General features: G+C 34.0%; 31 protein-coding genes. 16 read left to right on the forward strand and 15 right to left on the reverse strand.

The genetic code is table 11. The features are described from left to right. Positions 1 to 3: 3 nt before the first annotated feature. Positions 4 to 447 (reverse strand): GNAT family N-acetyltransferase, encoded by a 444-nt coding sequence (locus YWA_RS0108465; RefSeq protein WP_022828082.1) that lies wholly within the window; start codon positions 445 to 447, stop codon positions 4 to 6. Positions 448 to 707: 260 nt separating this feature from the next. Between YWA_RS0108465 and YWA_RS0108470 the strand changes: the two genes are divergently transcribed. Next, positions 708 to 1,232, forward strand: a complete 525-nt coding sequence (locus YWA_RS0108470; protein ID WP_022828083.1) for a hypothetical protein — start codon at positions 708 to 710, stop codon at positions 1,230 to 1,232. Between the two features lie 62 nt (positions 1,233 to 1,294). Here the strand turns inward: YWA_RS0108470 and YWA_RS0108475 are convergent, their stop codons facing one another. After that, a complete protein-coding gene (locus YWA_RS0108475) occupies positions 1,295 to 2,179 on the reverse strand; it encodes a PPK2 family polyphosphate kinase (RefSeq protein ID WP_022828084.1) in 885 nt (294 codons plus the stop codon). Between the two features lie 224 nt (positions 2,180 to 2,403). Here YWA_RS0108475 and YWA_RS0108480 point away from each other — a divergent pair, with 224 nt between their 5' ends. The 7 genes from YWA_RS0108480 (at position 2,404) to YWA_RS0108510 (ending at position 8,442) form a co-directional block, all read left to right on the forward strand. Next, positions 2,404 to 3,042: a tetratricopeptide repeat protein gene (locus tag YWA_RS0108480; protein WP_022828085.1), complete on the forward strand. Its 639-nt coding sequence runs from the start codon at positions 2,404 to 2,406 to the stop codon at positions 3,040 to 3,042. A gap of 171 nt (positions 3,043 to 3,213) precedes the next feature. Continuing rightward, a complete protein-coding gene (locus YWA_RS0108485; RefSeq protein WP_022828086.1) occupies positions 3,214 to 3,720 on the forward strand; it encodes a hypothetical protein in 507 nt (168 codons plus the stop codon). A 194-nt stretch (positions 3,721 to 3,914) separates the two neighbouring features. Beyond that, on the forward strand, positions 3,915 to 4,403 hold the full coding sequence (locus YWA_RS0108490) for a peptide-methionine (S)-S-oxide reductase (RefSeq protein ID WP_022828087.1): 489 nt from the start codon (positions 3,915 to 3,917) through the stop codon (positions 4,401 to 4,403). A 190-nt stretch (positions 4,404 to 4,593) separates the two neighbouring features. Beyond that, positions 4,594 to 5,424 (forward strand): hypothetical protein, encoded by an 831-nt coding sequence (locus tag YWA_RS0108495; protein ID WP_211214221.1) that lies wholly within the window; start codon positions 4,594 to 4,596, stop codon positions 5,422 to 5,424. Positions 5,425 to 5,451: 27 nt separating this feature from the next. Then, positions 5,452 to 6,291 carry a DUF6929 family protein gene (locus YWA_RS0108500; RefSeq protein ID WP_022828089.1) on the forward strand — a complete coding sequence of 280 codons (840 nt, stop codon included), beginning with the start codon at positions 5,452 to 5,454 and terminating at the stop codon, positions 6,289 to 6,291. 3 nt (positions 6,292 to 6,294) lie between these two features. Continuing rightward, positions 6,295 to 6,882, forward strand: coding sequence for a phospholipid scramblase-related protein (locus tag YWA_RS0108505; RefSeq protein WP_022828090.1), 588 nt, complete (start codon positions 6,295 to 6,297; stop codon positions 6,880 to 6,882). A gap of 108 nt (positions 6,883 to 6,990) precedes the next feature. Next, on the forward strand, positions 6,991 to 8,442 hold the full coding sequence (locus YWA_RS0108510; RefSeq protein ID WP_022828091.1) for a leucyl aminopeptidase family protein: 1,452 nt from the start codon (positions 6,991 to 6,993) through the stop codon (positions 8,440 to 8,442). A 128-nt stretch (positions 8,443 to 8,570) separates the two neighbouring features. Here the strand turns inward: YWA_RS0108510 and YWA_RS0108515 are convergent, their stop codons facing one another. The 10 genes from YWA_RS0108515 to YWA_RS0108560 all read right to left on the reverse strand — a co-directional run bounded on the left by YWA_RS0108515 (position 8,571) and on the right by YWA_RS0108560 (position 17,878). Continuing rightward, a complete protein-coding gene (locus YWA_RS0108515; RefSeq protein ID WP_022828092.1) occupies positions 8,571 to 8,768 on the reverse strand; it encodes a hypothetical protein in 198 nt (65 codons plus the stop codon). 75 nt (positions 8,769 to 8,843) lie between these two features. Then, the gene (locus YWA_RS0108520; protein WP_022828093.1) at positions 8,844 to 10,478 is read right to left on the reverse strand and encodes an ABC-F family ATP-binding cassette domain-containing protein; all 1,635 of its coding nucleotides are present in this window, start codon (positions 10,476 to 10,478) and stop codon (positions 8,844 to 8,846) included. 156 nt (positions 10,479 to 10,634) lie between these two features. Beyond that, on the reverse strand, positions 10,635 to 10,853 hold the full coding sequence (locus YWA_RS0108525) for a putative signal transducing protein (protein ID WP_022828094.1): 219 nt from the start codon (positions 10,851 to 10,853) through the stop codon (positions 10,635 to 10,637). Between the two features lie 22 nt (positions 10,854 to 10,875). Next, entirely contained in the window at positions 10,876 to 11,559 is a 684-nt protein-coding gene (locus YWA_RS0108530) for a DEAD/DEAH box helicase (RefSeq protein WP_022828095.1), read from the reverse strand. Positions 11,560 to 11,598: 39 nt separating this feature from the next. After that, positions 11,599 to 12,762 (reverse strand): sigma-54-dependent transcriptional regulator, encoded by a 1,164-nt coding sequence (locus tag YWA_RS0108535; protein WP_022828096.1) that lies wholly within the window; start codon positions 12,760 to 12,762, stop codon positions 11,599 to 11,601. Next, on the reverse strand, positions 12,762 to 13,643 hold the full coding sequence (locus YWA_RS14825) for a mechanosensitive ion channel family protein (protein ID WP_022828097.1): 882 nt from the start codon (positions 13,641 to 13,643) through the stop codon (positions 12,762 to 12,764). Before YWA_RS14825 ends, YWA_RS0108535 begins: the two co-directional genes overlap by 1 nt. A gap of 4 nt (positions 13,644 to 13,647) precedes the next feature. Further along, entirely contained in the window at positions 13,648 to 14,943 is a 1,296-nt protein-coding gene (locus YWA_RS0108545) for an ABC transporter permease (protein ID WP_022828098.1), read from the reverse strand. A gap of 39 nt (positions 14,944 to 14,982) precedes the next feature. Further along, positions 14,983 to 15,903 carry an ABC transporter ATP-binding protein gene (locus YWA_RS0108550; protein WP_022828099.1) on the reverse strand — a complete coding sequence of 307 codons (921 nt, stop codon included), beginning with the start codon at positions 15,901 to 15,903 and terminating at the stop codon, positions 14,983 to 14,985. A gap of 161 nt (positions 15,904 to 16,064) precedes the next feature. Beyond that, positions 16,065 to 17,198, reverse strand: a complete 1,134-nt coding sequence (dnaJ, locus tag YWA_RS0108555) for a molecular chaperone DnaJ (protein WP_022828100.1) — start codon at positions 17,196 to 17,198, stop codon at positions 16,065 to 16,067. Positions 17,199 to 17,299: 101 nt separating this feature from the next. Further along, positions 17,300 to 17,878, reverse strand: a complete 579-nt coding sequence (locus tag YWA_RS0108560; RefSeq protein ID WP_022828101.1) for a nucleotide exchange factor GrpE — start codon at positions 17,876 to 17,878, stop codon at positions 17,300 to 17,302. Positions 17,879 to 18,038: 160 nt separating this feature from the next. On the opposite strand from YWA_RS0108560, the gene YWA_RS0108565 reads away from it, so the two are divergent. After that, the gene (locus YWA_RS0108565) at positions 18,039 to 18,701 is read left to right on the forward strand and encodes a YceI family protein (RefSeq protein WP_026718691.1); all 663 of its coding nucleotides are present in this window, start codon (positions 18,039 to 18,041) and stop codon (positions 18,699 to 18,701) included. 57 nt (positions 18,702 to 18,758) lie between these two features. Here the strand turns inward: YWA_RS0108565 and YWA_RS0108570 are convergent, their stop codons facing one another. Beyond that, complete coding sequence (locus YWA_RS0108570) at positions 18,759 to 19,664, reverse strand: TIGR01777 family oxidoreductase (protein WP_022828103.1); 906 nt, start codon at positions 19,662 to 19,664, stop codon at positions 18,759 to 18,761. 82 nt (positions 19,665 to 19,746) lie between these two features. Continuing rightward, positions 19,747 to 20,202 (reverse strand): DUF4442 domain-containing protein, encoded by a 456-nt coding sequence (locus YWA_RS0108575; RefSeq protein ID WP_022828104.1) that lies wholly within the window; start codon positions 20,200 to 20,202, stop codon positions 19,747 to 19,749. Positions 20,203 to 20,343: 141 nt separating this feature from the next. On the opposite strand from YWA_RS0108575, the gene YWA_RS0108580 reads away from it, so the two are divergent. The 6 genes from YWA_RS0108580 (at position 20,344) to YWA_RS0108605 (ending at position 24,781) form a co-directional block, all read left to right on the forward strand. Then, entirely contained in the window at positions 20,344 to 20,796 is a 453-nt protein-coding gene (locus YWA_RS0108580) for a DUF4870 domain-containing protein (RefSeq protein WP_022828105.1), read from the forward strand. A 55-nt stretch (positions 20,797 to 20,851) separates the two neighbouring features. Further along, the gene (locus tag YWA_RS0108585; RefSeq protein ID WP_022828106.1) at positions 20,852 to 21,061 is read left to right on the forward strand and encodes a hypothetical protein; all 210 of its coding nucleotides are present in this window, start codon (positions 20,852 to 20,854) and stop codon (positions 21,059 to 21,061) included. A 12-nt stretch (positions 21,062 to 21,073) separates the two neighbouring features. Next, positions 21,074 to 21,403 (forward strand): PadR family transcriptional regulator, encoded by a 330-nt coding sequence (locus YWA_RS0108590; RefSeq protein WP_022828107.1) that lies wholly within the window; start codon positions 21,074 to 21,076, stop codon positions 21,401 to 21,403. A 5-nt stretch (positions 21,404 to 21,408) separates the two neighbouring features. Further along, on the forward strand, positions 21,409 to 23,142 hold the full coding sequence (locus tag YWA_RS0108595) for a PspC domain-containing protein (RefSeq protein WP_022828108.1): 1,734 nt from the start codon (positions 21,409 to 21,411) through the stop codon (positions 23,140 to 23,142). A 2-nt stretch (positions 23,143 to 23,144) separates the two neighbouring features. After that, positions 23,145 to 23,882 carry a head GIN domain-containing protein gene (locus tag YWA_RS0108600; RefSeq protein WP_022828109.1) on the forward strand — a complete coding sequence of 246 codons (738 nt, stop codon included), beginning with the start codon at positions 23,145 to 23,147 and terminating at the stop codon, positions 23,880 to 23,882. Between the two features lie 62 nt (positions 23,883 to 23,944). Continuing rightward, the gene (locus YWA_RS0108605) at positions 23,945 to 24,781 is read left to right on the forward strand and encodes a GIN domain-containing protein (RefSeq protein ID WP_022828110.1); all 837 of its coding nucleotides are present in this window, start codon (positions 23,945 to 23,947) and stop codon (positions 24,779 to 24,781) included. Between the two features lie 5 nt (positions 24,782 to 24,786). Here YWA_RS0108605 and YWA_RS14830 read toward each other — a convergent pair whose 3' ends face one another. After that, positions 24,787 to 25,476: a DUF4294 domain-containing protein gene (locus YWA_RS14830; protein WP_022828111.1), complete on the reverse strand. Its 690-nt coding sequence runs from the start codon at positions 25,474 to 25,476 to the stop codon at positions 24,787 to 24,789. 83 nt (positions 25,477 to 25,559) lie between these two features. Between YWA_RS14830 and YWA_RS0108615 the strand changes: the two genes are divergently transcribed. Further along, positions 25,560 to 26,648, forward strand: a complete 1,089-nt coding sequence (locus YWA_RS0108615) for a M42 family metallopeptidase (RefSeq protein ID WP_022828112.1) — start codon at positions 25,560 to 25,562, stop codon at positions 26,646 to 26,648. Positions 26,649 to 26,931 lie beyond the last annotated feature (283 nt).

Raw genomic sequence — 26,931 nt, forward strand, 5'->3', positions numbered from 1 at the left:
AAATTATTTTTTGATGTATCTCATTTCTAAATACTTGTTTGTGAATCCTAATTTTTCATACAAACCTTTTGCAGGATTATTAGGTTCTACGTGAAGTGCAATACTTCCTTCTGCGGTTGCAATTGCTTGTTCCATCAACTTCTTTCCGATCCCTTTTCCGCGGTATTTCGGATCTGTTGCGATGTACACCAATATGTTTTCTGGAATGTATTTTTTCATACCAGTTCGATTAACCACCACGCTTCCCACTACTTTTTCGCCATCGTTTGCAACCAAAACAAATCCGCCTGGTGAATTTTCCATGCCTAAAGAGTAATTGATAGCATCATTAATGTCGCTTTTAGGATCGCCGTATTCTTGCAAGCTTTTAAAGAGAAATTCATTTACTTCCTCTTGTTTTCCGTTTATGAAATTTTGGTTTTTATCGAATTTTTGAATTGAAATCATAGATTGTATTTTTAATTATACCCCAAGTTAATTATTATGGCACTTTTTCCAAATTTTCGTCGTTAAACTTTGTTAATAATTACTTAGGAAGCTTTAAAATGGATTTATAGAATTACAGTGTTTTCTAAATCCAGCTGAATGTTAAAGTATAAACAATCTTAAAAATCATGTAACTTTAATCTCAATCACCACACTATATTTGCATCGAATTTCAACAAACACCGAAATTCAAAATTTAAATAACATTAAAGACAAAAATTATGAAAAACAATTTAAAATCAATTATTGCTGTTATTGCACTATGTTTCGTCGGAACAGTAAATGCACAAGACATTAAAGGAGATGATTACGAGCAAAAATTTAAATTAGGAGTTGGAGCAAATGCAGGTTATGTTTTTGACGATGCTTACGGTTTAGCGTTAGGAGTAGATGTACGTTTACAATATGATTTATCTAAAAGAACTTCTTTAACTTTAACTACAGGATTCACGAATTTATTCAAAGATGAAGCAGTAAAAGATTTAGGATTTATTCCAGTAAAAGCTGGTTTCAAAGGATTCATTTGGGAAGACCGTTTCTATCTAATGGGAGAAGTTGGTGCTGCAATTTCAGTAACTAACAGTTATGATAAAACGTCTTTATTATTAGCGCCAAGTATTGGATATGCTACAAAATATATCGATTTGAGTGTACGTTACGAACACTACAATGATTTTGCAAATGCAAAAGGTAAAGAAGGAATGGGCCAATTGGCTTTGCGTTTGGCTTACGGTTTCAAATTATAATACGGCACTTTTATAAAATTCAAACCCTGAAGAATTCAATTTTTCAGGGTTTTTTTTATGTCTTATTCTTTGCTGTCGCTCAAAATTTTCTTATACTTTTTGATGTTTTCTTGAACCTCTTCAGATAATGTGGGGTTTTGAATGTCCGTGTGTTTTTTTAGCTCCGTCAAAATAATTTTTGCAACAATGTACCGTGCTAATTCCTTGTCGTCCGCCGGAACTACGAACCAAGGCGCTTTCTCAGTAGAAGTAGTATTTAAAATCTCTTCGTAACACTCTTGGTACTTTTCCCAAAGTGCTCGTTCTTCTAGGTCGCCAGGAGAAAACTTCCAGTTGTGTTTGTTCTTTTCCAGACGCCGCATCAATCGTTCTCGTTGTTCTTCCTTACTCAAATGCAGAAAAAACTTCAACACAATCGTTCCGCTTTTAGAAATGTGATTTTCAAAGTTGATCATATCTTTCATTCGTTCTTGCCAGAAATTTTCTGGAATATCTTCAACCGATAAAATTGTGGGAATGTTTTCCTTCAAAAGATATTCAGGATGCACTCTTGTGACTAAAGCATTCTCGTAATGTGTTCTGTTAAAAACGCCAATTTTCCCTCGTTCGGGCAATGCTTTGTAATGACGCCAAAGAAAATCGTGTTCTAATTCCGCACTTGTGGGTGTTTTAAAACTTTCCACCACTACTCCACGTGGATTGATTTCTTTAAACACTTCCCGAATCAAACTGTCTTTTCCGGCGGTATCCATTCCTTGTAAACAAACCAGTAAACTGTATTTATCATGAGCATACATCACATCTTGCAGTTCACTTAACTCATGACGGATTTTTTTGAGTTTTTCCTTTAAACGTTTTTCATTTGGTTTTACTTCTATTTTAGTGGGAAGATCTGCGAGTTTTATTTGTGTGGTTACGCGAAGTTCCTCAATGTTCAGGTTTTTCATAGCTTTTTGATTTATATAAAAGTATTTAAATTGATTGGAATTTAAAAGGGTGTTGGCGATTTTTTAATTTCGAGCAAGTTTTTAGTTGGTTTCGAGGAAATAAGTATATTTATAGAAAATTAAATATGCGCTAAAAAGTATCGTGTATACATCTTAAATTAGATGTATACACGATACAAAGTAGCGTCAATATATAAGTTATCTGTCATTTCAAAAAAACCGCAATGAAACAAATTTTAGTTATAATTTTCACAATTTTTTCAACCATTATTTCTGCCCAAGAAAATACTGATTTCTTAATGGAGGGGAATAATTTACTAAACCAAAATAAACCAAAAGATGCTGAATTAATCTTCAAAAAAGGAATTGAAAAAAATCCTAATGATTTAATTCTTAAAAATCAACTTGCATTATCGCAAATTAATCAGAAGGAAAATTTAAAAGCACAAGAAACTTTAAATGAAATTTTAGAATCGGACAGTTTAAATGTTGCGTCATTATGGTACAGCGGAATTAATAATTATACGCAAAAACCTGCAAAAATGGACGAAGCAATAAAATATTTCGAAAAGGTTTACCCACTTTTAAATAAAAATTCCGGACAATTTTTTGGAGTAAATTATTTTATTGGAAATAGTTACAAAACATTACTTTATACAAAAGGATTGAGTTATGACGAAGTTAGCAGAATGCTTGAAACTTTAAAAATATATACAGACCTTCAACCAGAAGCAGACGATTATAAATCTACTAAAGAATTTATAACAAAAATAGAGCAAAATAGAGCGCCCAAAAATGTCAAAAAGTGGATTATAACGACACAAGAAAATGCTGAAAAAGTTTTGCAAGAAAATATGAAGTAAAAGAAACGTCAGATAACAGCGGTTTTGCAATAGTGCGGGATTTTCGCAAGTTTAAAGATTTTAGATTTCCCGGGGTTTAGTTTATAATAGAAAGATTTATCATATTTAGCCGCACCATCGCAAAGCCGCAAAACGTTGGCAGTCATATTTGACAAACTAGGAGAATCAAAAATGAAAATAACTAGAATTTTTAAGAAGCTAATTGACAATTCAAAATATGAAGAAACTTGCATTGATAAAAAATTCTATTCGAAAGAATATGGCGAAAAAGTAATTTTAAAAAATTCAATTAAGTTAAATTTTGAAATGTTAACTATTAGCTTTGTGCTGGTAATAATCACTTTTTACATAAATACAATTCATAAAAACACAATTATTGCTATTCTTTTTTGCGTAATTATCGTATTGATTCCTTTACTTAAGTTAATAAACCAAAAACCTAAATTAATTATCTCGAAAGAATCGATAGTATTAAGTACTGAAAAGCAAATAAAATGGCGTGAAATTAAAGAAACAAAAATTGAAGAAACAAATCCGTCAGAAATAAATAGTTATTTTAAATTAAACATATTACAAACAAACAATAAACTTCATAAGATTATTATCAATGACTTAAATTATTCGATTTCTGAGATAGGTCATATAATTGAATATTATAAAGCAAAAAACGGCTGCTAACTTCCAGTTGGCAATATGGCGGATTTAGGCTTAATTTAAAGTTGGTTTTGTACTTGGAAAATAGTCATTAACAAATAGTTTAGACATCATTAAGCCGCCACATCGCGAAGCGACCAAACGTTATTAAGTTCAGTTATAACTAAATATTTTCCCATGATTATTTTTAGTCTCCTTATTCAAATAAACCTTTAAAAATGACCCTTAAAAAAATTGGTTTTGGTGGTGGTTGTCATTGGTGTACCGAAGCTTATTTTCAAGCATTGAAAGGTGTTGAAAAAGTAGAGCAAGGCTGGATTAGTGCTACATTTCCAAATGATGGTTTTTCTGAAGCGGTGATTATTCATTATGATTCTAAAATCATCTCAGTAGAAGTTTTAACTTCAATTCATTTACATACTCATGCTTCAACAAAAAACCACAGTTTTCGTGAAAAATATCGTTCCGCAGTATATGTTTTTCACAATGAAATTGAAGCGGTTCAAAAGATAATAAATGAAATTCAAAATGACTTTGAGGAAGCAATTATTACAAAACCATTGTTGTTTAAAGAATTCAAATTAAACAGCGAAGACCAACAAAATTATTATAGAAAAAATAAAGAAGGAGCTTTTTGTGAGCGTTATATTTTACCTAAATTGAAAAAGATTGAAAGTGAATATGCTAACTATTTTAAACAAATATGAATCAATTGGAATTTAATCCATTTACTAAAAAAACATAGCTATTCACACAAACTTCTAGGACAAAAGTGTTATCGTAATTCTAATAGATTAGGCAAAAATTTACTACAATTCCTTTATCGCTAATCTCCTTAAATTTCATTCCTTTGCACAAAATTAAAAACACGCTTCGTTGTTAAAGGAAGAATCTAAAATGATTGAATTACTATTCATAATTAAATTACTTGTTGCGATTTCATTTGTGATGGGTTTGTCGCTTATTGCGGAAAATGTAAGCCCAAAAGTGGCCGGCATTTTATCCGGATATCCCACGGGAACTTTACTTACTTTGTTTTTCTTTGGGTTGGAATTCAGTCCGGAATTTGCTGCCGAAAGTGCGGTGTACAATATGATCGGTCTAGTTGGTTCCTTGTCCGTCGTTTACATTTATTATATTACTTCGAAGTTCTTCGAGAAAAACAGTATGTTCTATTCCATATTATTTTCGATAGCTGGTTATTTCGTGGTCGTTTGGCTGTTGCATTTCATAGAAATTAACAAGTACATCGCCATTCTAATTCCACTTGTGTTTTCATTTTTGTGCCTCTATCTTTTTAAAGATATTGAAAATATTAGCATTCAAAAAAAGGTCAAATTGAATTACAGAATTATTTTTATTAGAGCGTTTTTTGCCTCTTTATTAATATTGGTAATTACAACGGTTCCCCGATTCGTTGGGCCAACATGGGCTGGATTGTTTTCGGCATTTCCAGTGACTTTGTTTCCGTTGTTGCTCATTATTCACTTCACTTATTCAAAAGAACACGCACATACGATCATCAAAAATGTGCCCATCGGCATTTTTTCTTTGATTATTTATTCATTATCTGTTTCAATTGTTTATCCGTTGTATGGCATTTATTTAGGCACACTTATTTCACTTGCAGGAGCAACAATTTATTTATTGGCTTACAGAAAAATTCAAAGTAAGATGAGCAAAAACATAGAAAATTCTAAAAATCCCGTACCTTCATTTAAAAAATAATTATCAGTTCAACAAGAGTACTTCATTATGAAAAAATTCAAACTCGAGTTATTTGTCAAAATCATTGGAATCGGATCTGCTTCTGGATTGATTTGCGTCAATGATTCCCTATATGTTATATCGGACAACAGCAATTATTTGTATGAATATAACTTGCTAAACGCTGATTTAAAAAAGCACCTCCTCTTTGACAATGCAGCAGTAAATGAAAATATTCCGAAGAAAATGAAATCGGATTTTGAAGCAATTACGAAATACGAAGACGATATTTTTGTTGTGGGATCAGGTTCTACAATGGCGAGAAACAAAATGATTCAAATCAGTGAAGCGGAAAAAACGGTGCTTCAAAACCACGATCTGACTGATTTGTATTTATCGATGCAATATTTTGCCGGAATTTCTGCCGAAGAATTTAATATCGAAGGTGTTATTTTTACAGGCGAAAAATGGTATTTCTTTCAACGTGGAAATGGTGCAACGGCTAAAAACGGAATTTTCACAGTGGACAGTCGGTACTTCACGCAAGGCTACTCGTTGCAATATACCAGTTACAAATTGCCGAAAATTAAAAAAGTAACTTCTTCATTTACAGATGCTATTCTTGTGGACGATACGTTTTACTTTTTGGCTTCAGCCGAAGATTCGAAATCTACGTACCACGATGGAGCTGTGATGGGAAGTAGTTTAGGTACAATTGACGCAAAAACAATGAAGCTCAAAAAAGTGGTTACTATAACTGAATCGTATAAATTAGAAGGAATAACACTCTTTAAAAACACAGACAAAACATTGGAATTTCTACTTTGCGAAGACCAAGACAGTGACGTACAAGAAGCTCAGATTTTTAAACTTACCTTAAATAAATAAAAGATGCATCCCATTTTAAACAAAAATTTATTTTTAGTTAAAGAACATGTTGGTTATTTTAAAGCGGCTAATAATTTTGATATTTATGATGCCGAGACGAATGAGCTGATTATTAAAACGCGTGAAAATAAATTGGGTTTCGTAACAAAATTACTACGATTCACAGACTACAAGCGAATGACGTCGTTCCATATTGAAGTCACTACGATCAGTGGAGAAAAAGTGATTAGCATCAAACGGGGTTTTACGGTCTTTCGTTCCGATGTCGAGATTTTTGATGAAAAGGACCGAATGATCGGCGTTTTCAAGCAGAAGTTTTTTTCCTTTGGCGGTCGATTTAATATTCAAGATAACGAAGGTCGCGACCTTTGTACGTTGCAAGGAAAATGGACGGGATGGAACTTTTCATTTAAAAAGGGAACTACAGAATTAGCACATGTAAGTAAAAAATGGGCAGGTATCGGCAAAGAATTCTTTACTTCGGCTGATAATTACGTGCTGCAAATTCACAACGACGTTCCGCAAAATGATGCGGTACGACCTTTAATCTTAGCAGCGGTTATGTGTATTGACATGGTTTTTAAGGAATAAATTTAGCGGTTATTTCACCTTAACAATTCTTACTCAAATACTAAAACAATAGGAATTTCTTTGCAAATACAATACTTTTGAACTTCTTAATTTTAATTCAAATTTACGATGTACACCAAGAATTACTTAAACATTTCGCTTCACTCCTATTCTGATTCGTCAAAGATCACAGAAGAAAGCGTTTCCCTCATAATTTGTTCTAACGAAGAACATTTAAAACAATTTGAGCCGCGTCCTCAAGTGGTTCAAAAAGTAAAATTGGCGATGGAAAGTAAAAAAGGAACTGTTCTTTCTTTCTTTGCAGAAAAACCCTATTTAGTAATTGTAAATGCTTCGGACGAATCTGAGAACTGGAGAATTACAGGTGCTGATTTATATAAAAAACTAGAAAGCGAAAAAATAAAAACAGCTCATTTAGTTGGTTTAAGTCATTTAAATACAGCAATGAAGACTGCGTTTTTAGAAGGATTATTGTTGGCCAGCTATAAATTTACCAAATATAAAAAAGACGCTACGAACGACGAGATTTCCGTTTATATTTCTGAATCGTCACTTTCACAGACGGAATTAAAGCAGTTGAATGCCTTAATTAATGCGGTTTCAAATACCAAAACAATGGTGAACGAACCTGTAAACTTTTTAGATGCATTGAAATTTGGAGAAATTACAGTTGAAGCAGGAAAAGCGTTTGGTTTTGAAACTGAAATTTTGCACAAAAAAGAAATTGAAGCATTGAAAATGGGCGGACTTTTAGGTGTGAATCAAGGTTCAACGACACCACCTACTTTCAACATTATGAAGTACAAACCAACAAATGCGGTAAATACAAAACCGTTAGTTTTAGTTGGAAAAGGAGTGACATTTGACACTGGTGGTTATTCACTAAAAGTAGGTGGATCGATGCCCGGTATGAAATCAGATATGGCTGGTGGAGCGGCAGTTTTAGGAATTATTTCTGCAATTGCTCAAAATAATTTGCCTTACCACGTAATTGGACTTGTACCTGCTACCGATAATAAAATTTCTGGAAACGCTTTAGTTGTTGATGATGTAATCACGATGATGGACGGAACGACCGTTGAAGTTTTGAACACAGACGCGGAAGGAAGATTGGTTTTAGCCGATGCTTTGACGTATGCAAAACGTTTTGATCCTGCATTAGTAATTGATATGGCAACGTTAACTGGTGCTTCTGCAGCAATAACAGGACCTTTTGGAATTGCAATGGCTGGAAATGCACAAGACCAAATGGATGCTTTAAAAGTCTCTGGTGAAAATACTTACGAACGTTTGATCCAACTACCGTTCTGGAAAGAATACGCGGAATTATTGAAATCGGATATTGCCGATTTAAAAAATATTGGTGGACCAATTGGTGGTGCAACAACTGCTGGAAAATTCTTGGAACACTTCACAGATTATCCTTGGATTCACTTGGATATTGCTGGAGCTTCGTTTATTGATAAGCCAAGTGGTTATAAACAAAGTGGTGGAACGGGAGTTGCAGTACGTTTGATTTATGATTTTATCACAAAACAAATTGAGAAATCCAACTCGTAATACCTGAAATGCTTAAATAAATTCAGCATCTCAACTTTTGTACAGTTATAATTATTGGATCAAAAAAAACCATTGAGCTTTTAAACTTAATGGTTTTTTGTGCTTGTAAATTTATAATCAACCGTTTATTAAATCAAAATAAAAGCAAACGTAATAATTATTAAAAGAATAATTAAAAATCCAATTCTTACATTCCACTTACTTTTAGTAATTTCTTCAATGCTGATTTTTCGACCATACCATAGCAAACGAAGAGTCAGTCCGATTTTTTTTGCAATACCCTTGAAAAACGTGTACAAAAACTCTTCTATTACTTCTTGAATCATTGAACTATTTTAAAGATTAATTCAGCATTAAACATTCTCCAATTAAATATTACTTTCATTGAAATTATTAAATTTTTATTTCTCTATTTCATTCATATGCTCCATTTTCTTGTGTGCCAAAAATCCGTTGATATCTTCAAAATGCTCTTTCACACGTTTATTTCCAAATTCAAAAACTTTAGTGGCTAATCCGTCTAAGAAATCTCTATCGTGAGAAACTAAAATTAAAGTTCCTTCAAAATCACGCAATGCGTCTTTAATGATATCTTTTGTTTTCATATCCAAGTGATTCGAAGGTTCATCTAGAATCAATAAGTTTACAGGTTCCAAAAGCAATTTAATCATTGCTAAACGTGTTTTTTCTCCACCCGAAAGGAACTTTACTTTCTTCTGAATGTCATCACCATGGAACATAAATGCCCCTAAAATATTCTTTATTTGCGTTCGAATATCTCCAACCGCAATATGATCTATCGTTTCAAAAATCGTAGCATTTTCGTCTAATAAAGAAGCTTGATTTTGGGCAAAATAACCAATTTTAGCGTTGTGTCCTACTTCTACACTTCCGCCATTGATTTCGATTTGTTTCATAATAGCTTTAATCATTGTCGATTTTCCTTCCCCATTTTTACCGACGAAAGCCACTTTATCTCCACGTTCGATAACAATATTGGCATCTTGAAAAATCAAATGTTCACCATACGATTTGGCTAAATCTTTCACAATTACAGGATAATTTCCCGAACGAACTGCTGGCGGAAATTTCAATTTCAACGCTGAATTATCCACTTCGTCCACTTGTACAATTACCAATTTCTCCAACATTTTTACACGCGATTGAACGGCATCGGTTTTAGAGAATGTTCCTTTAAAACGATCGATGAACGTTTGATTATCGGCAATCATTCTTTGTTGTTCGTCGTAGGCTTTTTGCTGGTGAATTCTTCGATCTTTACGCAATTCTAAATAGTGTGAATATTTAGCTTTGTAATCGTAAATTCGTCCCATTGTTACTTCAATTGTACGATTGGTGATGTTATCTACAAACGCTCTATCGTGCGAAATTACCACAACCGCTTTTGCAGAATTAATCAAGAAATCTTCCAACCACTGAATACTTTCAATATCCATGTGATTCGTAGGCTCATCCAATAAAATCAAATCGGGTTTACGTAAAAGTATTTTTGCCAACTCAATTCGCATTCTCCAACCTCCTGAAAATTCAGATGTTGGACGGTTAAAATCTTTACGGTTAAAACCTAAACCAACTAATATTTTTTCTACTTCTGCTTCGTAGTTAACTTCTTCAATCGCGTAAAATTTCTCGCTTAAATCAGAAACACGTTCAATCAATTTCATGTATTCGTCTGATTCATAATCGGTCCGAATTGTAAGTTGTTCGTTAATTTCGTCAATTTCCCCTTTCATTTTGAAAATCGCTCCAAACGCTTTGGACGCTTCTTCCATAACAGTTGCATCGTCTTGCGTCAATAAATGCTGCGGCAAATAAGCAACAACAGCATCTTTCGGTGCTGAGATATTTCCTGTTGAAGGTTTACTTTGACCTGCAATAATTTTCAACAGTGTCGATTTTCCTGCACCATTTTTACCCATTAAGGCGATTTTATCATTTTCATTAATGGCGAAAGAAACGTCGCTAAAAAGTGTAGTTCCGCCAAATTGAACGGAGATATCGTTAACTGTAATCATTTTGAAAAGTTAGAAGTTAGAAGCCAGAAGTCGTAAGACGAAAAAGCTGCTGGATTTTTAAAGGTGCAAAGATAAGCGGTTTGCGAGATAATTTCGCATAAAAAAACACCCTAATTTAAAAGGATGTTTTTTGATGTTTTAAACTGAATTGAGCAATTAAATACTCAATCTAAATTCTTCTATTACTGCATTTGCTTTTCCAAAATCTACTTCTTCGATAAAGATTTCAACCGCTAAATCACTGTTTCCAAACCCACCCAAACGAGCCGATTGAATGTTGTCCTTCATAATCGTGTCAACGCCAACTGCTTTAATTTTTTCGTTTAAAGCTTGCGCTAAAATTTGGCTTCCCGAAAATACTTTTATCATTCCCATATCTCTAATTTTTTAATTAATCTTATTCTTCTTCGCCGTCTTCTTCATCCTCTTCGTCACCGTCTTCGTCTGCATACTCTTCTTCTTCGCCGGCACCGTTAAAGTCAAACCATGTTGGCTCAATCATCATAATTCGTTCTGCAAAAATCTCTAATCGTTCCGAATCATTTTCTGAAAATAGAATTCGTTGTGTTTTAATGTTTTCTCCAATTCTTGCTATTTTAGTATCATAACGCAATCTTAACAATTCATCTGTATCCTCAACGATGAACATTTTGAGTTGGTTTACATCAAAACCTGCAGTCGAAAACAAGTCACTTAAACGGTTTGGAGTTCCAATTAAAACGTCAAGACCCAATGAAATATGATTTTTATCAAATTCTGTATCTCCTTTATCATGAACGCCGTACACTCGCAGATTCGTGTAGTTTCCGAATTTTTCGAACATTTGTTTCATCTCAATTAGCTTTTCTTTGTTTGAAACAACAATCAAAGCTCTCGGAGATTCTTGAAATTCTTTTTCAAGTTTTTGAATCACATTTAAAACTAACGTAGTCGTTTTTCCTGACTTTTCAGGAGCGATAATAACGCAATCTGCTCCACTTTTTATCAGTGAAAACGTTTCTTTTTGGATTTCATTTGCTTCTGTTAATTCATTTTCAATTAACGCATTCTGCAAATTTGTATTTATCTTCTTTAATTTCATTCTCTTTTTTTTATGATCTTGAACACTTTTTTACCCAAATTATTTACTGGCAAAAAGTTTCACATCTTCTTCCGAAATAGTCGCCCCACCTAAAATAATAAGACGTTCAACCACATTTCGTAATTCTCTAATATTTCCGGTCCAATCGTATTCTTGCAATAAAGTCAATGCTTCAGCAGAAAATTCTTTGGCATTTGAACCTTGTTCGTCGGCAATTTTCTTTGAAAAGTGTTCGATTAACAAAGGTATATCATTTCGACGGTCATTCAATGCTGGAACTTTGATTAAAATTACGGCTAAACGATGGTATAAATCCTCACGGAATCGACCTTCAGCAATCTCTTTTTTCAAATCTTTATTCGTTGCCGCAACTACGCGAACATCAACTTTTATGTCTTTGTCAGCACCCACTCGCGTAATCATACTTTCTTGTAAAGCACGTAACACTTTGGCTTGAGCCGACAAACTCATATCGCCAATTTCATCCAAGAAAATAGTTCCTTTATCTGCAGCTTCAAATTTGCCCGCTCTGTCTTTTATGGCCGAAGTAAAAGCTCCTTTTACATGACCAAATAATTCGCTTTCAATTAATTCAGATGGAATTGCCGCACAATTCACTTCAATTAACGGTGCTGCAGCACGTTCACTTTTTTCATGCAGTTGATGAGCAACCAACTCTTTTCCTGTTCCATTAGGTCCCGTAATTAAAACTCTCGCATCGGTTAATGCAACTTTCTCAATCATTTCTTTGATGTGGTGGATTTCTTTCGAATCACCAATCATCTCATAATTCTTGCTGACTTTCTTTTTAAGAATTTTATTTTCAACAACCAACTGTTTTTTGTCCAATGCATTACGAACCGTATTCAATAATCGGTTTAAATCAGGCGGTTTTGAAATGTAATCAAAAGCACCTAAACGCATGGTATTTATTGCGGTTTCCATATCGCCATGACCTGAAATCATGACAATTGGAATCTCCGGTTTTATCTTTTTTGTCGCTTCCAAAACTTCGACTCCGTCCATTTTTGGCATCTTGATGTCACACAAAATAAGGTCGTAATCGGTGTTTTTTATTTTTTCAATTCCAATAAGTCCATCTTCGGCCTCTTCGACTTGGTACGTATCATTTTCCTCCGAAAGAATTTTGTTCAATACTCTTCTAATCGCAGGTTCGTCTTCTATTATTAATATTCTTGACATTATTCTTCTGTTTTATTTGGCATTTTTATTTCGGAATCTTGCACCATTCTACTTTGATTGATATATAATTCACGTTGTGGAAACGGAACTACAATATTATTTGCCCTAAAATTTTTATCTACTTCAAAACGCAAATCGCTTTTTGTCGTTTGCACTACAAAAGCATCGTTGACATAAAAATTAACCACAAAATCTAAATAAGATTCTCCAAAATTATCAAACAAAACATTGGGTTTCGGGTCTTGTAAAATTTCAGGAATATTTGCGATACTTTCATAAAGCAGCTTTTCTGCTAAACGCGTGTCCGAACCATAAGCTATTTGTATGGTGATATTATCACGAACTACCGTGTTATTTTGGGTCCAATTGAATAACAAATCATTCATAAACATGTGATTGGGAATAATCATCACACGTTGATTTCGCGTATACGCTCGCGTAGAACGCAAACTAATTTTGTCTACTTTTCCCACTTTTCCATTCAACTCGATGATGTCTCCGACTTTCAAGGATTGTTCGATAATAATTAAAATTCCCGCAATTAAATCCTGAAAAAGTTGTTGCAATGCAAAACCCAATCCAATAAAGATTGCCGCTGACGCCGTAAGTAAAACGGAAATATCAACGCCTGAAATTCTTAAGGCAAACATGATTACGAACAAATAAACCAAGTATTTTATGAATTGAAAAATACTGATAAATTTATTGGTGTCTTCGATAGGTAGTTTTCTAGTGACGAACTTTCGAATCATTCGCAATAGAAAACTCGTAAACCAGAAAGCAAAAACAACCGCAATCAACGCACCAATTGTAATATTAATGTGTTTAGATTGGATTAAACTCAGTCCAAGAAAATCTTTTATTTGGTTGATTACCTCCATCTATTTAATATTTCAACCATTTGTACAATTCTTTCCATGTTGGTTTTTTACCATACATTAAAATTCCAACGCGGTAAATTTTAGAAGCAAACCAAACTACGAAAAAGAAAGTGGCAAACAATATTGTTACAGAAATCAGAATTTGCCACCAAGGCACTCCGAATGGAATTCGCATCAACATTACAATTGGCGACGTCAATGGAATCATTGAAAAAACAGTAGCAATTGTTCCGTGTGGCTCACTTAAAACACTGAAAAAACCAATATAAACCCCTAACATTAAAGGCATAATGATAGGCAACAGAAATTGTTGTGAATCGGTTTCGTTGTCAACAGCAGCACCAATTGCAGCATAAATAGAACTGTATAAAAAGTAACCTCCGATGAAGTAAATTAGGAATGAACTCAATAAAGTACCAAGTGGTAAATTCATTAATTCGCTAATGTAAAGTTGAGCGGTTCCTGCAAAATTATTTCCAGAAGCCGACGCCATTTCCGTAGTTGGAGTGCTCATCTCCATTCCAAAAAATAGGGAAGCGACGAAGAACAAAATAGTTCCGACAATTGCCCAAATCACAAATTGCAAAACACCAGCTAAAGAAGTTCCGATAATTTTTCCCATCATCAGTTGGAATGGTTTTACCGATGAAATGATGATTTCGATAATGCGGTTTGTTTTTTCTTCAATCACACTTCGCATCACCATGTTTCCGTAGATAATAATGAACATCATGATTAAATAACCAAACGCACCACCAATAATTACTTTGATTTCGTTTAAACCTTTTACCGTTTCTTCGCCCGAAACTTTCGTCAAATTGATATTGACTTTTGCCTGTGCATTTTTAATCGCCAACGTATCCAAACCTGCTTTTTGGAAATTATCAACGGTCATTTTCTTTCCAATAATATCCTGTAAATCTTCGATGAATGACATACTTGGACTTTCATTTGAAATGTATTGAATCTTCGTCGATAACTCTTTATTGTCGGCATTTTTTGGGATGAATAAAATTCCTTCATATTTTTCAGCGACAATGCTGTCTTTTAAAGCTTGCAAAGGCATTTGCGAAAAATCCAAATAATGATATTCGTCAGTTTGTTTGAAATCATTGGCAAATAAATTCGACTCGTCGTGAATCATAATTTTCTTTACATCCGAACGCAACGTACTTAAATAGCCAACAAATGCAGCAAGGGCCACAAAAAGTAATGGACTCAAAAAAGTCATTACAATGAAGGATTTGTTTCGCACTTTTGCAATGAATTCTCTTTTTATAATTAGGGTTAATATGCTCATTTTCTATGTGAAGATTATATTTTTTGAAATTTTAAAAACTTACTGTGTAACCGTTTGAATAAAAATATCATTCACACTCGGAATTTTTTCAACAAAATGCGTCACTTGACCTCTTTGCGTCAAAACATGCAGTAATTCGTTTGAATTTGCAGTTCCTAATTCTATTTGAAGTTTTAAATCTTCGTTTAAAGATTTAAAAGAAGCCGGACTGACTTTGAATTTTTGTGTTAAATCGTACATCAAACCTTCCACATTACTCGTTAGAATTCCAACTTCAAACGTATTACTTCGATAAGCACGTTTTACGTCGTTTAGTTTTCCTTCAATTAATTTATTGGATTTGTGAATCAAAGCAATATGGTCACATAATTCTTCCACACTTTCCATTCGGTGTGTCGAAAATATTATGGTTGCTCCTTTTTCACGCAATTCTAAAATTTCGTCTTTTATCAAATTCGCGTTCACAGGGTCAAAACCTGAAAACGGTTCGTCAAAAATCAGCAATTTGGGTTGGTGTAAAACCGTTACGACAAACTGAATTTTTTGCGCCATTCCTTTCGAAAGTTCCTCAATTTTCTTGTTCCACCACCCTTTTATATCGAGTTTGTCAAACCAATATTCCAATTGTTTTTTGGCTTCTGCTTTGGACAAACCTTTCATTTGAGCGAGGTACAAACATTGTTCACCCACTTTCATGGATTTATACAATCCTCTTTCTTCCGGAAGATACCCAATGGACTGAATGTGTTTGGGTTGCAACTTTTCGCCGTCGAGCAAAATGGTTCCACTATCAGGTAAAGTAATTTGGTTAATAATTCGTATTAAAGATGTTTTCCCAGCGCCATTTGGACCTAATAATCCGTAAATGCTTCCTTTTGGAACAGAGAGGGAAACCTCATTTAACGCGGTATAATCGCCGTATGTTTTGACAACTTTGTTTACTTCAAGAATGTTGCTCATTTGCTTTTTTTGATTTACTGTAAATATAAATATTAATCGACCTAAAATAGTGCTTTTTCAAAAAAAAACCCACCCTTATTTGCACAAGGATGGGAAAAATTGCTATGAAAAAGAATTCACTAGTAAACTAGTAAAGCCCAAATATAAGTAATGTTTTTAGATTATGAAAACATATCTTTCACTTTTTCGAAAAAAGATTTATCTGATTTTTCGGGATTTGGTGTAAAGTTTTCGTCTGTTAAATTCTTTTCAAAAAACTGTTTTTGTTCTTTGTTTAATGTTTTCGGCGTCCAAACATTTACATGAACCAGTAAATCTCCGTTTCCGTACCCATTAATACTTGGAATACCTTTGCCTTTTAAACGTAAAATTTTACCGGATTGAATTCCTTCTTCTAACTTGATTCTCACTTTGCCATTTACAGCATTGATGTCTTTTGAAACACCTAAAACCGCTTCTGCAAAACTAATATAAAGGTCTAAATGTAAATTTTCGCCTTCACGTTTCAACGTTTCGTGCTCTAATTCTTCAATTACTACAATCAAATCACCAGGAATACTGTTGCTTCCCGGAGCTTCATTTCCTTTATTGGCCACTTTCAACTGCATTCCTTCGGCAACACCGGCCGGGATTTTAATTGAAACCGTTTCGTCTTCAACAATCAATCCTTGAGCGTCAGCATTCGCAGGTTTTCCGTCCAAAATCTGACCAGAACCACCACAAGTAGTGCACGTTGTAGCGGATTGCATACGACCTAAAATCGTATTCGTCACTCGCATTACTTGTCCTTGACCGTTACAAGTCGAACACGTTTTATAAGAAACGCCGCTGGCTTGCACTTTACGCTTCACTTTTACTTTCTTGTCAACACCATTTGCGATTTCTTCTAAAGTCAATTTCACTTTAATACGCAAATTACTTCCTTTTACACGACGTTGACCTCCGCCGCCGCCGCCGAAGCCAGAGAATCCTCCGCCTCCACCACCGAAAGCACTTCCGAAAATATCGCCAAACTGACTGAAAATGTCATCCATATTCATGCCACCATGTCCACCACCAAAACCGCCTGAACCATCAAAAGCTTGATGACCATATTGATCGTATTTGGCTTTCTTTTGCGGATCGCCTAAAACTTCGTAAGCTTCAGCTGCTGCTTTAAATTTTTCTTCTGCTTCTGCGTTTCCAGGGTTTTTATCAGGGTGAAATTCAATCGCTTTCTTTCGATATGCTTTTTTAATTTCGCCTGCATCAGCACTTTTTGTAATGCCTAATATCTCGTAAAAATCTTTCTTCATAAATTTGAATTTAGCTTTAAATAACGCCTTTCATTGCGGTATTTAAAATCTTAATTTTCTGCATTTTACTATTAATTTCTAATACTAAACCGCACTTCTAATTACATTCCTATAACTACTTTTGGGAAACGGATGATTTTGTCACCTAACTTGTATCCTTTTTCAATTACATCTACAACTTTACCTTTCAACTTATCCGTTGGTGCAGGAATTTGTGTAATTGCTTCTGCAAAATCAGCGTTAAAAACGTCACCATTTTTAATTTCAACTTCTTCTAAACCTTTTGACACTAACGTGTTTTTCAATTTTTCATGAATCAATTGTACACCTTTTGTCAAGTTTTTATCTTTTGCTTTATGAATTTCCACCATTCCACGGTCAAAATCATCTAAAACAGGAAGTAAAGAATACAAAACATCTTGGTTCGCTGTTTTGAATAACTCAATACGCTCTTTTGCAGTTCTTCTTTTGAAATTTTCAAATTCAGCAAAAAGACGTAAAAATTTATCTTTCTCGGCAGCTAAATCTTGTGTCAATTGTTCCTCAACACTAATTTCAGCTACAGGATTTTCCACTTCGTTTGTTACTTCTTGTACTGTTTCATCAGTTAAATTGAACTCTTTTTCTGTATTTTCGGTAGTCATTTTTGCTTTATTTTTGAATATATTTTTTAAATCCATTTTTTTATTTCTGTAATGGCAAAAGTGTTGCCAAATTGAGTTCCGTGTCAAATTGTCACTTTTACGACAAAACCCTTTTGCCGTAAGCAAAATTTAATATTAAATTAAGAAATTATGCATCTTCATTAATTATGTTTGCCACACTAAAAAATAAATGATTATGAAAAAGACAGTTTTAAGTTTATTCGTTTTAGCTTCAATGGCAACGTTTGTATCATGTAAAGATGACGCTACGAAAACAACCGAAGCAAATGAAACAGTTGTTGCATCTTTGGAAGCGACTACTTATAAAATAGATAAAGCGAATTCTATTGTAGATTGGAAAGGTTCAAAACCAGGAACAACACACACCGGAACAATTCAATTTATGGATGGTGAAGCAATCGTTACTGATGGAAAGCTAGAAGGCGGAACATTTGTTTTTGATATGAGTACCATTACAGTTACTGACTTAAAAGCAGGCGACGGTAAGGAAGATTTAGAAATGCACCTGAAAGGAACTGGAGAAAAAGCCAAAGAAGATCACTTTTTTAACACCGGAAAATATCCAAAAGGAAGTTTTGAAGTGACTGCAGTAACTGAAGAAAACGGAAAAAGTATGATTACAGGAAACCTAACTTTGAAAGAAATTTCTAAAAGTATCACCGTTCCTGCAATGATTACAAGTGACGAAACGTCAATGACGATTAAGAGTGAGCCATTCATGATTAACAGAACAGAATGGAATGTAAATTACGCTTCAAAATCTGTTTTTGATGATTTGAAAGATAAATTCGTAGAAGATAATATCGAATTGACCGTAAACGTGAAAGTATTAAAATAGTTATTAATTCATCTTACTATTTTCAAAAAAGCTCCGAAATTATTTCGGAGCTTTTTTTTATACTAAAAGTTGTTTCAGCGCTTTTTCAAGCTGCTTATATTTGAATGAAAAGCCTTCACTTTCAATTTTTTTGCAACTCACATTTTGACTTGAAAAAAGAATAACATGCATTTCACCTAATACAAGTTTCATTAAAAACTGTGGGATATTCGGCATAAATAGAGGCTTATTTAAAACAGAAGCAATTTCTTGTGTCAATTTTTTATTGGTTACCGGATTTGGAGCCACTGCATTGTAAACGCCGTCTAATTCGTTTTTAACGGCAAAGAAATACATTTCAACCAAGTCGTGGATATGAATCCAAGACTGGATTTGTTTTCCCGAACCAAAAGGCGAACCGATTCCCATTTTTATCGGCTTGACCATTTCCGGCAAAGCACCGCCTTTTTCTGACAGCACTAATCCAGTTCTGATTTTGACGACCTTAATATTCAGTAATTTGAATTTATTAACCGATTCTTCCCATTTCATAACTACTTTACCTAAAAAACTTTCGTCTACACCGGTTTCGTCCTCCGTATATAATTTTGTCAAATTGTCCGGATAAATACCAACTGCTGATGCGGAAACGATTTGTTTGACTGAATTGGGATGGTCTTTTAAGGCTTTGAAAAGCACATTAGATGACAAAATCCGACTTTCAATAATTTCTTGTTTGTATTTAGAAGTCCACCGTTTAGAAATCGTGGCTCCTGCCAAATGAATGATAGAATCGACACCCATTAAAGCGTTTTCATCTATGATACCTTGGTTGGGATTCCAATAAAATCCATGGTAATTGGGCTGTGATTCAATTTTCTTCTTGGAGGTCGTTAAATAGTGAATTGTGACGCCGTTTTGAAGTAAAAGTGCCACTAATTCAGTACCGATTAAACCCGTCGCTCCTGTAATTAAAATTTTCATCGCTTTTGTTGTTTCTTTCAAAACTACACCGAAAACACTTGAATCGAAAGAGAATTATGCAATGTTTAACGGTCGTATAAAGTTATTTTTTCACTTTTACCGTCCATTCGAAATGCATTTCAGAAACTTGGATATTTTCTTGGTTGTAACCAATAGATTTCAGCCAGAAAGTCTGTCCTTCTCCAGTAGCAATCGCTTTTGCAATTCCTTCCTTGACTAGAGTTCCTTCGTTACAGATAAAAGTAATTTTACCCGTTGCTTTTTTTGAAAAAGTGCTTTTATTGTTAGCGACCAACATTGAAATTTTAGCTTTACTATGTTGAATTTCATTCATAACTAACGCTCCTGTAGTGAGTTCGGCCGCCATAGCTTGTACGGCAAAGTACATCGAATTAAACGGATTTTGATTGATCCATCGATGCGTAACGGTCGCTTCACAAATTTCAATACTTATGGATTTGACGCGAACGCCGCAAATAAAAGCGGAAGGTAATTTTAGAAATAAAAAACTATTGAGTTTACTTGTAGTCAGTGCCATTTTCATTGATTTTGTGTAAAAATAAACTATATTTTTGAATTCTCTCAATGTTAATTTTTTGTTAATATTCAGTACTATGTAAAGCACGATACTATCCTTTAGCCATATATTTGCATAAGAAAATACTATATACTTTTTATTATGGAAAAAATTACACACACAAACACTGCAACCGCAATACATTTAAGCAGTTTATTTCAGTATTGCATTCCCTTTGGAAACTTTATATTTCCAATTATCATTTGGGCTTCTACAAAAGACAAGTCGGAATTTGTGGATGAACAAGGCAAAGAAGTGATCAATTTTCAATTGAGCTTGTTCATTTATTCGTTGGCTTTAGCTTTAATCGCAATTCCAATTGTACTTATTATGATTTTCAGCGCCAGCGATATTAGCTATCATGAAAATACGGATTTATTAATTGAGAACTTCAATTATGCAGAAGTTTCAGGCGGAATGATTATCGCATTTATTGCCATTTTCATTTTAGCAATTGTCAAAACGGCTGAATTCTTTTTGATTATTTATGGAGCCGTAAAAGCTTCGCAAGGTCATCACTTTAGATATCCAGCTACCATTAAATTTATAAAATAAAGCAGAGCTAATCACTCCAAGAGGTTTTAATCATCAATCAAAAAATCGAATCGTTATGTTACAAGTAATCATCACCGCTACCCTACTCATCACAGGATTATTAGCATCTGAAAAAGCTGTAAATCAGACCCATTCTACCACAGTAGAAATTTGTTTAGAAACAAATGGGGCATACAAAAAAACTGATTTCCATAGTAAAAAAAATACCCATTTGTTCGCAAATACCGCAAATCTGAAATATGAAAATGAAAGAGAAACGATTTAACCCAAGACAATCATGAATATAGAAAACACAAAAGCCCAGATGCGAAAAGGTGTTTTGGAGTTTTGCATCTTATCGGTTTTAAAAGAGAAAGACGCCTATACTTCTGAAATATTAGAAACACTCAAAAACGCAAAATTATTAGTCGTAGAAGGAACTATTTATCCTTTATTAACCCGACTCAAAAACGACGGATTGCTCAACTACCGTTGGGAAGAATCAACTTCTGGACCTCCTAGAAAATACTACGGATTAACGGAAATAGGACACACATTTTTAAACGAACTAAGCGGCACTTGGACAGAACTTTCAGACGCTGTAACCATAATCACAACTCAAAACTAATAGTCATGAACAAAACTGTAAACATAAATTTAGGAGGAACGTTTTTTCACATTGACGAGGACGCTTACCAAAAATTATCCCGGTATTTTGAAGCGATAAAACGCTCTTTGACCAATTCAAACGGACAAGATGAAATCATCAAAGACATTGAAATGCGTATTGCCGAACTTTTTGCTGAAAAGCATTCAAACGGAAAGCAAGTGATTAGTCTGAAAGAGTTAGACGAAGTAATTGCAGTAATGGGACAACCAGAAGATTACCGTATTGACAACGACGACGCGGAAGAACCAAGACCTAATTACACCTACCAAAACAAAGGCGTGAAGAAATTATACCGCGATAAAGACGGCGGAATGATTGGTGGTGTTTTAGCAGGTTTGGGCCATTACTTTGGCATCGATAAAGTGTGGATTCGCATCTTTTTCTTAGTATTGGTTTTATGCTACGGAACAGGAATTTTGGCCTACATCATTTTATGGATTGTTATGCCAGAAGCGATTACGACTTCTGAAAAGTTAGAAATGACTGGAGAACCGGTAAATATTTCAAACATTGAAAAGAAAGTAAGAGCTGAATTTGACAATGTTTCTGAAAAAATTCGGAGTGTGAATTATGACGAAATGGGTAATCAAGTAAAAACCGGTGCTGATAAAATTGCGTCAAATGCAGGAAAAGTATTCATGGTTATTTTTAATGCTTTTGCAAAAGTTTTAGGAGTCATATTGATTCTGTCTTCCTTGCCGTTATTAGTGATGTTACTCATAGGGATTTTTACTTTAGGAACTTCCGCTTTTATTGAATTCCCTTGGAGTGATTTTATTCAAGCCGGTAATTTCTCTGACTTCCCAGTATGGACTTTTGGGTTACTTATCTTTTTCTCCATCGGAATTCCGTTTTTCTACTTGATGATTTTAGGTTTCAAATTATTAATTACCAATATGAAATCATTGGGAAAAATGGTCAACTACACTTTATTCGCTTTGTGGATTATTTCAATTGCCTTGCTAATTACAATTGGTATGAACCAAATGATGGAATATTCGACTCAAGGAAGAGTAGTTTCGAAACAAACATTGACGATGAATCCACAAGATACGTTGCAAATTAAATTTAGACACAACGATTATTTCGCTAAAAATGTAAACAGCCACACGAACTTTGAAATCAAACAAGATTCTGCAGATCAACGTGTTTTGTATTCTAATAATGTAAGATTGACTATTGCTAAGACGGACGAAAACATGCCTTATTTGCAAATTGAAAAGAAAGCAAAAGGTAGAAGTTTAGGTCTTGCAAAAGACAAAGCAACTAAAATTCAATACGGATTCACTTTTAAAAACAACGAGTTGATTCTAGACAATTATGTGATTACTGATTTCAAAAATAAATTTAGAGACCAAGAAGTAGAATTGACTTTATATTTACCAAAAGGAACAATTTTTAAAGCAGATAATTCGGTACAAAATTACGACAGTTCAGACGATGCGTTTTTCAATTTGCATTACAGTTCTGAAGATAACATTTACCAAGTGGAGAATTTAAAGGTGAAATGTTTAAATTGCCCGTCAAATGAAAATGAATACAACGATGTTTCGACGGAGAATAATCCTGCAGAAAATGACACGGTTCGCGAAGTAATCTTGAAAGTAAACGGTAAGGAAATCATTACTTCTGCAACGACGAGTAAAACAACCGAATTGAAAATTGACAGTGACGGAAAAATAATCAAAATCAAATAATTATGAAATCAAAATTAACCTTCGTACCAAAATTTTTGCTTGTATTTACACTCGTATTCTCACTTGCATCTTGTCACACCTCTTTTGATTTTCGAGGAGAAAAAGGCGACGGAAACGTCATCACTCAAACACGGTCCATTGCTGAAAAGTTTGAAAAAATTGAAGTAAACAGTGGTCTTGATTTAATTGTAACACAAAATGATTCTACTTCAGTAACGGTAGAAATTGACGAAAACTTACAATCGTACATTACTACAAAAGTGGTAAACGGCGTTTTGATTGTTAGTACAGATGGCCAATTTAATGCGACAAACAATGTAGTTATTCGTGTAAATTTACCCATAATCAGTGGTTTAAAATCAACTAGTGGTTCTACTATTAAAAGTAACAATACGCTAAAAACGACATCATTGAAATTAGAATCTACAAGTGGAAGTGAAATTCAATTAGATGTTGAAGCAGATTACATCAGCATGGAATCAACAAGTGGAAGCGACATTGAGGTGACTGGAAAAGCGTTAAAAGTAGAAACTTCGTCAACAAGTGGAAGTGATATTAACGCTGGTAAATTAATTGCAAACGAGGTGTTTTCGCAAAGTTCTTCGGGAAGTTCAACTAAAGTCCATCCTGTTCTGAGTTTAAAAGGAACAGCCACAAGCGGAAGTGAGATTGAATATGTCAATGTTCCTAAAAAGCTTGAAAAAGAAGAAAATTCTGGCGGAAGCGTTTCAAAATACTAAACTAAAATAGCTCTTTAAACGGAGCTATTTTTTTTTATATTTGCAGAAATCATCTACTTATAATGAAGCAAACTATTACTTTACTCGTGTTTTTATTTGTTACCTCAATTGGATTTTCACAAAAAGGAGAAAAAATGAAAGGTTCAAAAACAGTTACTACTGAAGAACGAGCGACACCTAATTTCTCATCCGTTTACATTCAAGACAACATCCAAGTTACCTTCATCAAAGCGGATAGCACGGGAATTGAACTTGAAGCAGACGACAATTTGCACGAAGCTTTAAAAACTACAAATAATGGCGGAAATTTAAATGTTTCGCTAAATAACAAGTTGCGAAGTTTCAAGAAGTTTGAAGTAAAGATTTATTATACAGATGCTTTGCGCAAAATTGAAGCAACTGATGAAGCAAAATTAATGATTTTAGATGAAATGCAATTGGAAGACGTGGCTTTCAAAATGAACGAAAAATCGAAATTATTCCTGAATTTAAAGTCAAAAGTAGCTTTGATTGAATTAAATGACGACGCTTCTGCAGAATTAAATGCGAAGTCGGAGAAGATTCACTTTATATTGAATAAAAATGCGATCGTAAAAGGCTTAGTTGCAACTACGGAAATGAAAGTCGACCAATACCAGAAATCAAGAAGTACTTTTGAAGGAGACGCCATCGATTTAAAATTGCGAATGGATAATAATTCAAAGTTTGCCGGTAAGAATCTGACCGCAAAAAATGTCGAAATTCTTGCTGAAGGTTACAGCGAAACAAGCATCAATGTAGAAACCAACTGTATTATTAATGGATTTGCCAATTCGGAAATTGAGTTGTTTGGCGAACCCACTATTGAATTGAAGAAATTTACTGGGAAAACGATTTTGAAGAAAAATGTACTGAAGTAAAAAAATTAATTCTTTTTCTCCTCGTTTAGCTTTGCAATTTTGTCGCTCCAAAAATCCGACATTTCGTCAAAATCTATTGGATTTACAACTTTTTGCGGCACTAACCTCCGACTTTTAAAACCACGATCTAAAATGGTTTCGATGAGATAATCTTCGTACACGTCCATTGGAGCATATTCTGTTTTCAAATTAATATCAAATAAACGAGCGGTATTGTTGGACCAAAATGCTTTCCATCCCGATTTCAGCGTTTTAATTAAAGTGAAAGTAGTCGTGCCGGTTTGTCTGTGAATGAGCTTCACTAAAATCTGACCGTCTTTTCGCGAAAGTTTTTTAAGTTTGGCTTCAAATTCATTATTCAAATAGTCTTCGGTAATTTTGAAATATTTTTTTCGTTCACGATTGGTTTTCAAACCTTCCATTCCTTTATTCAATTGCACCAAACGTTCCGAAGCGAGTTTGGCATAAGGATATACTTTATACACTCTTCGTTGCAAAATCAAGAATCGTTTTCGCGCATCATCACTGATTTTAACTTGATTTTTGTCAATTACAACTTCTTCCAATTCAATGGCAATTCCTAAAACCGTGTCTTTTTCTTTGAGGTAATCATCGCGGTGATCGATTTGGGCATTTGCACCAAAACCCATGAAGCATAGTAATAATAAAAGAATGTGTTTTTTGAAAATGTTCATGGTGCTTTTTATTTGAGCCAAATTTATGCAAAAGTACGATACAACTGTAATGCCAAATTTATACTTTAGCAAAAATTTTAATTATGCGTACAAAATCAATATTGAAAGATACTTCAATTACATTCCTAGAAAACTATTTAAATAATGCTTCGCCAACCGGATTTGAAGCCGAAGGGCAAAAGATTTGGATGGATTATTTACGTCCTTATGTTGACACTTTTATCACGGATACTTACGGAACTGCTGTTGGAGTTATCAATTCTGAAGCTCCTTATAAAGTAGTTATTGAAGGACATTCAGACGAAATTTCTTGGTATGTAAATTACATTACGGACGATGGGCTGATTTACGTAATTAGAAATGGAGGTTCGGATCACCAGATTGCACCATCAAAACGCGTAAACATTCACACAAAAAACGGTTTTGTAAAAGGCGTATTTGGTTGGCCTGCCATTCACACTCGTAAAGGAGAAAAAGAAGAAAGTGCAAAACTTGACAACATTTTTATCGATATAGGTTGCGAAAACAAAGAACAAGTTTTAGCTGCCGGAGTTCATGTAGGTTGCGTGATTACGTATCCCGATGAATTCATGATTTTGAATGGAAATAAATTTGTTTGCCGTGCCATTGATAATCGTATGGGTGGTTTTATGATTGCAGAAGTTGCCCGTTTGTTGCACGAAAACAAAAAGACGTTGCCTTTTGGATTATACATTACAAACTCTGTTCAGGAAGAAGTTGGACTTCGTGGTGCAGAAATGATTACTAAAACCATCAAACCAAATGTTGCTATTGTTACGGACGTTTGCCACGACACGACCACTCCAATGATTGATAAGAAAACACAGGGAGAAACAAAAATTGGTGCTGGACCTGTTATTACTTATGCTCCTGCTGTTCAAAATAATTTGAGAGAGTTAATTATTGACACGGCAGAAAAAAATAAAATTCCTTTTCAACGCAATGCTTCCTCACGAGTTACAGGAACGGACACAGATGCATTTGCTTACAGCAATGGAGGCGTGGCTTCGGCTTTGATTTCACTTCCATTACGATACATGCATACTACGGTTGAAATGGTGCATCGCGACGATGTGGAACATGTGATTGAATTGATTTATCACACCTTATTGAACATGAAAAATGAGGAAACTTTTTCTTATTTTAAATAATTTAAAAAGGGTACAATTTTATAAGTTGTACCTTTTTTTTTTGATGATTGTGTTAGTCCGTTACTCTAAATTTACAACTTCACCGCTTCAAGTATTTCTGTTTTCAAAAATTATGTTTATTGCTTAAGATTTGAATCAATTGATATGGTGGTATTAAAATACCTTTTGATACTGAAAAATATTTTTTATTTACCTTAACAACATCTTTAGTTTGGGAAATCATTTTGTTTGACAGCGACCTTAAAATAGAACTAATCATTATTCTTATTTTTTATAAAAATCT

It is taken from the genome of Flavobacterium antarcticum DSM 19726, from assembly GCF_000419685.1.
Classification (GTDB): domain Bacteria; phylum Bacteroidota; class Bacteroidia; order Flavobacteriales; family Flavobacteriaceae; genus Flavobacterium; species Flavobacterium antarcticum.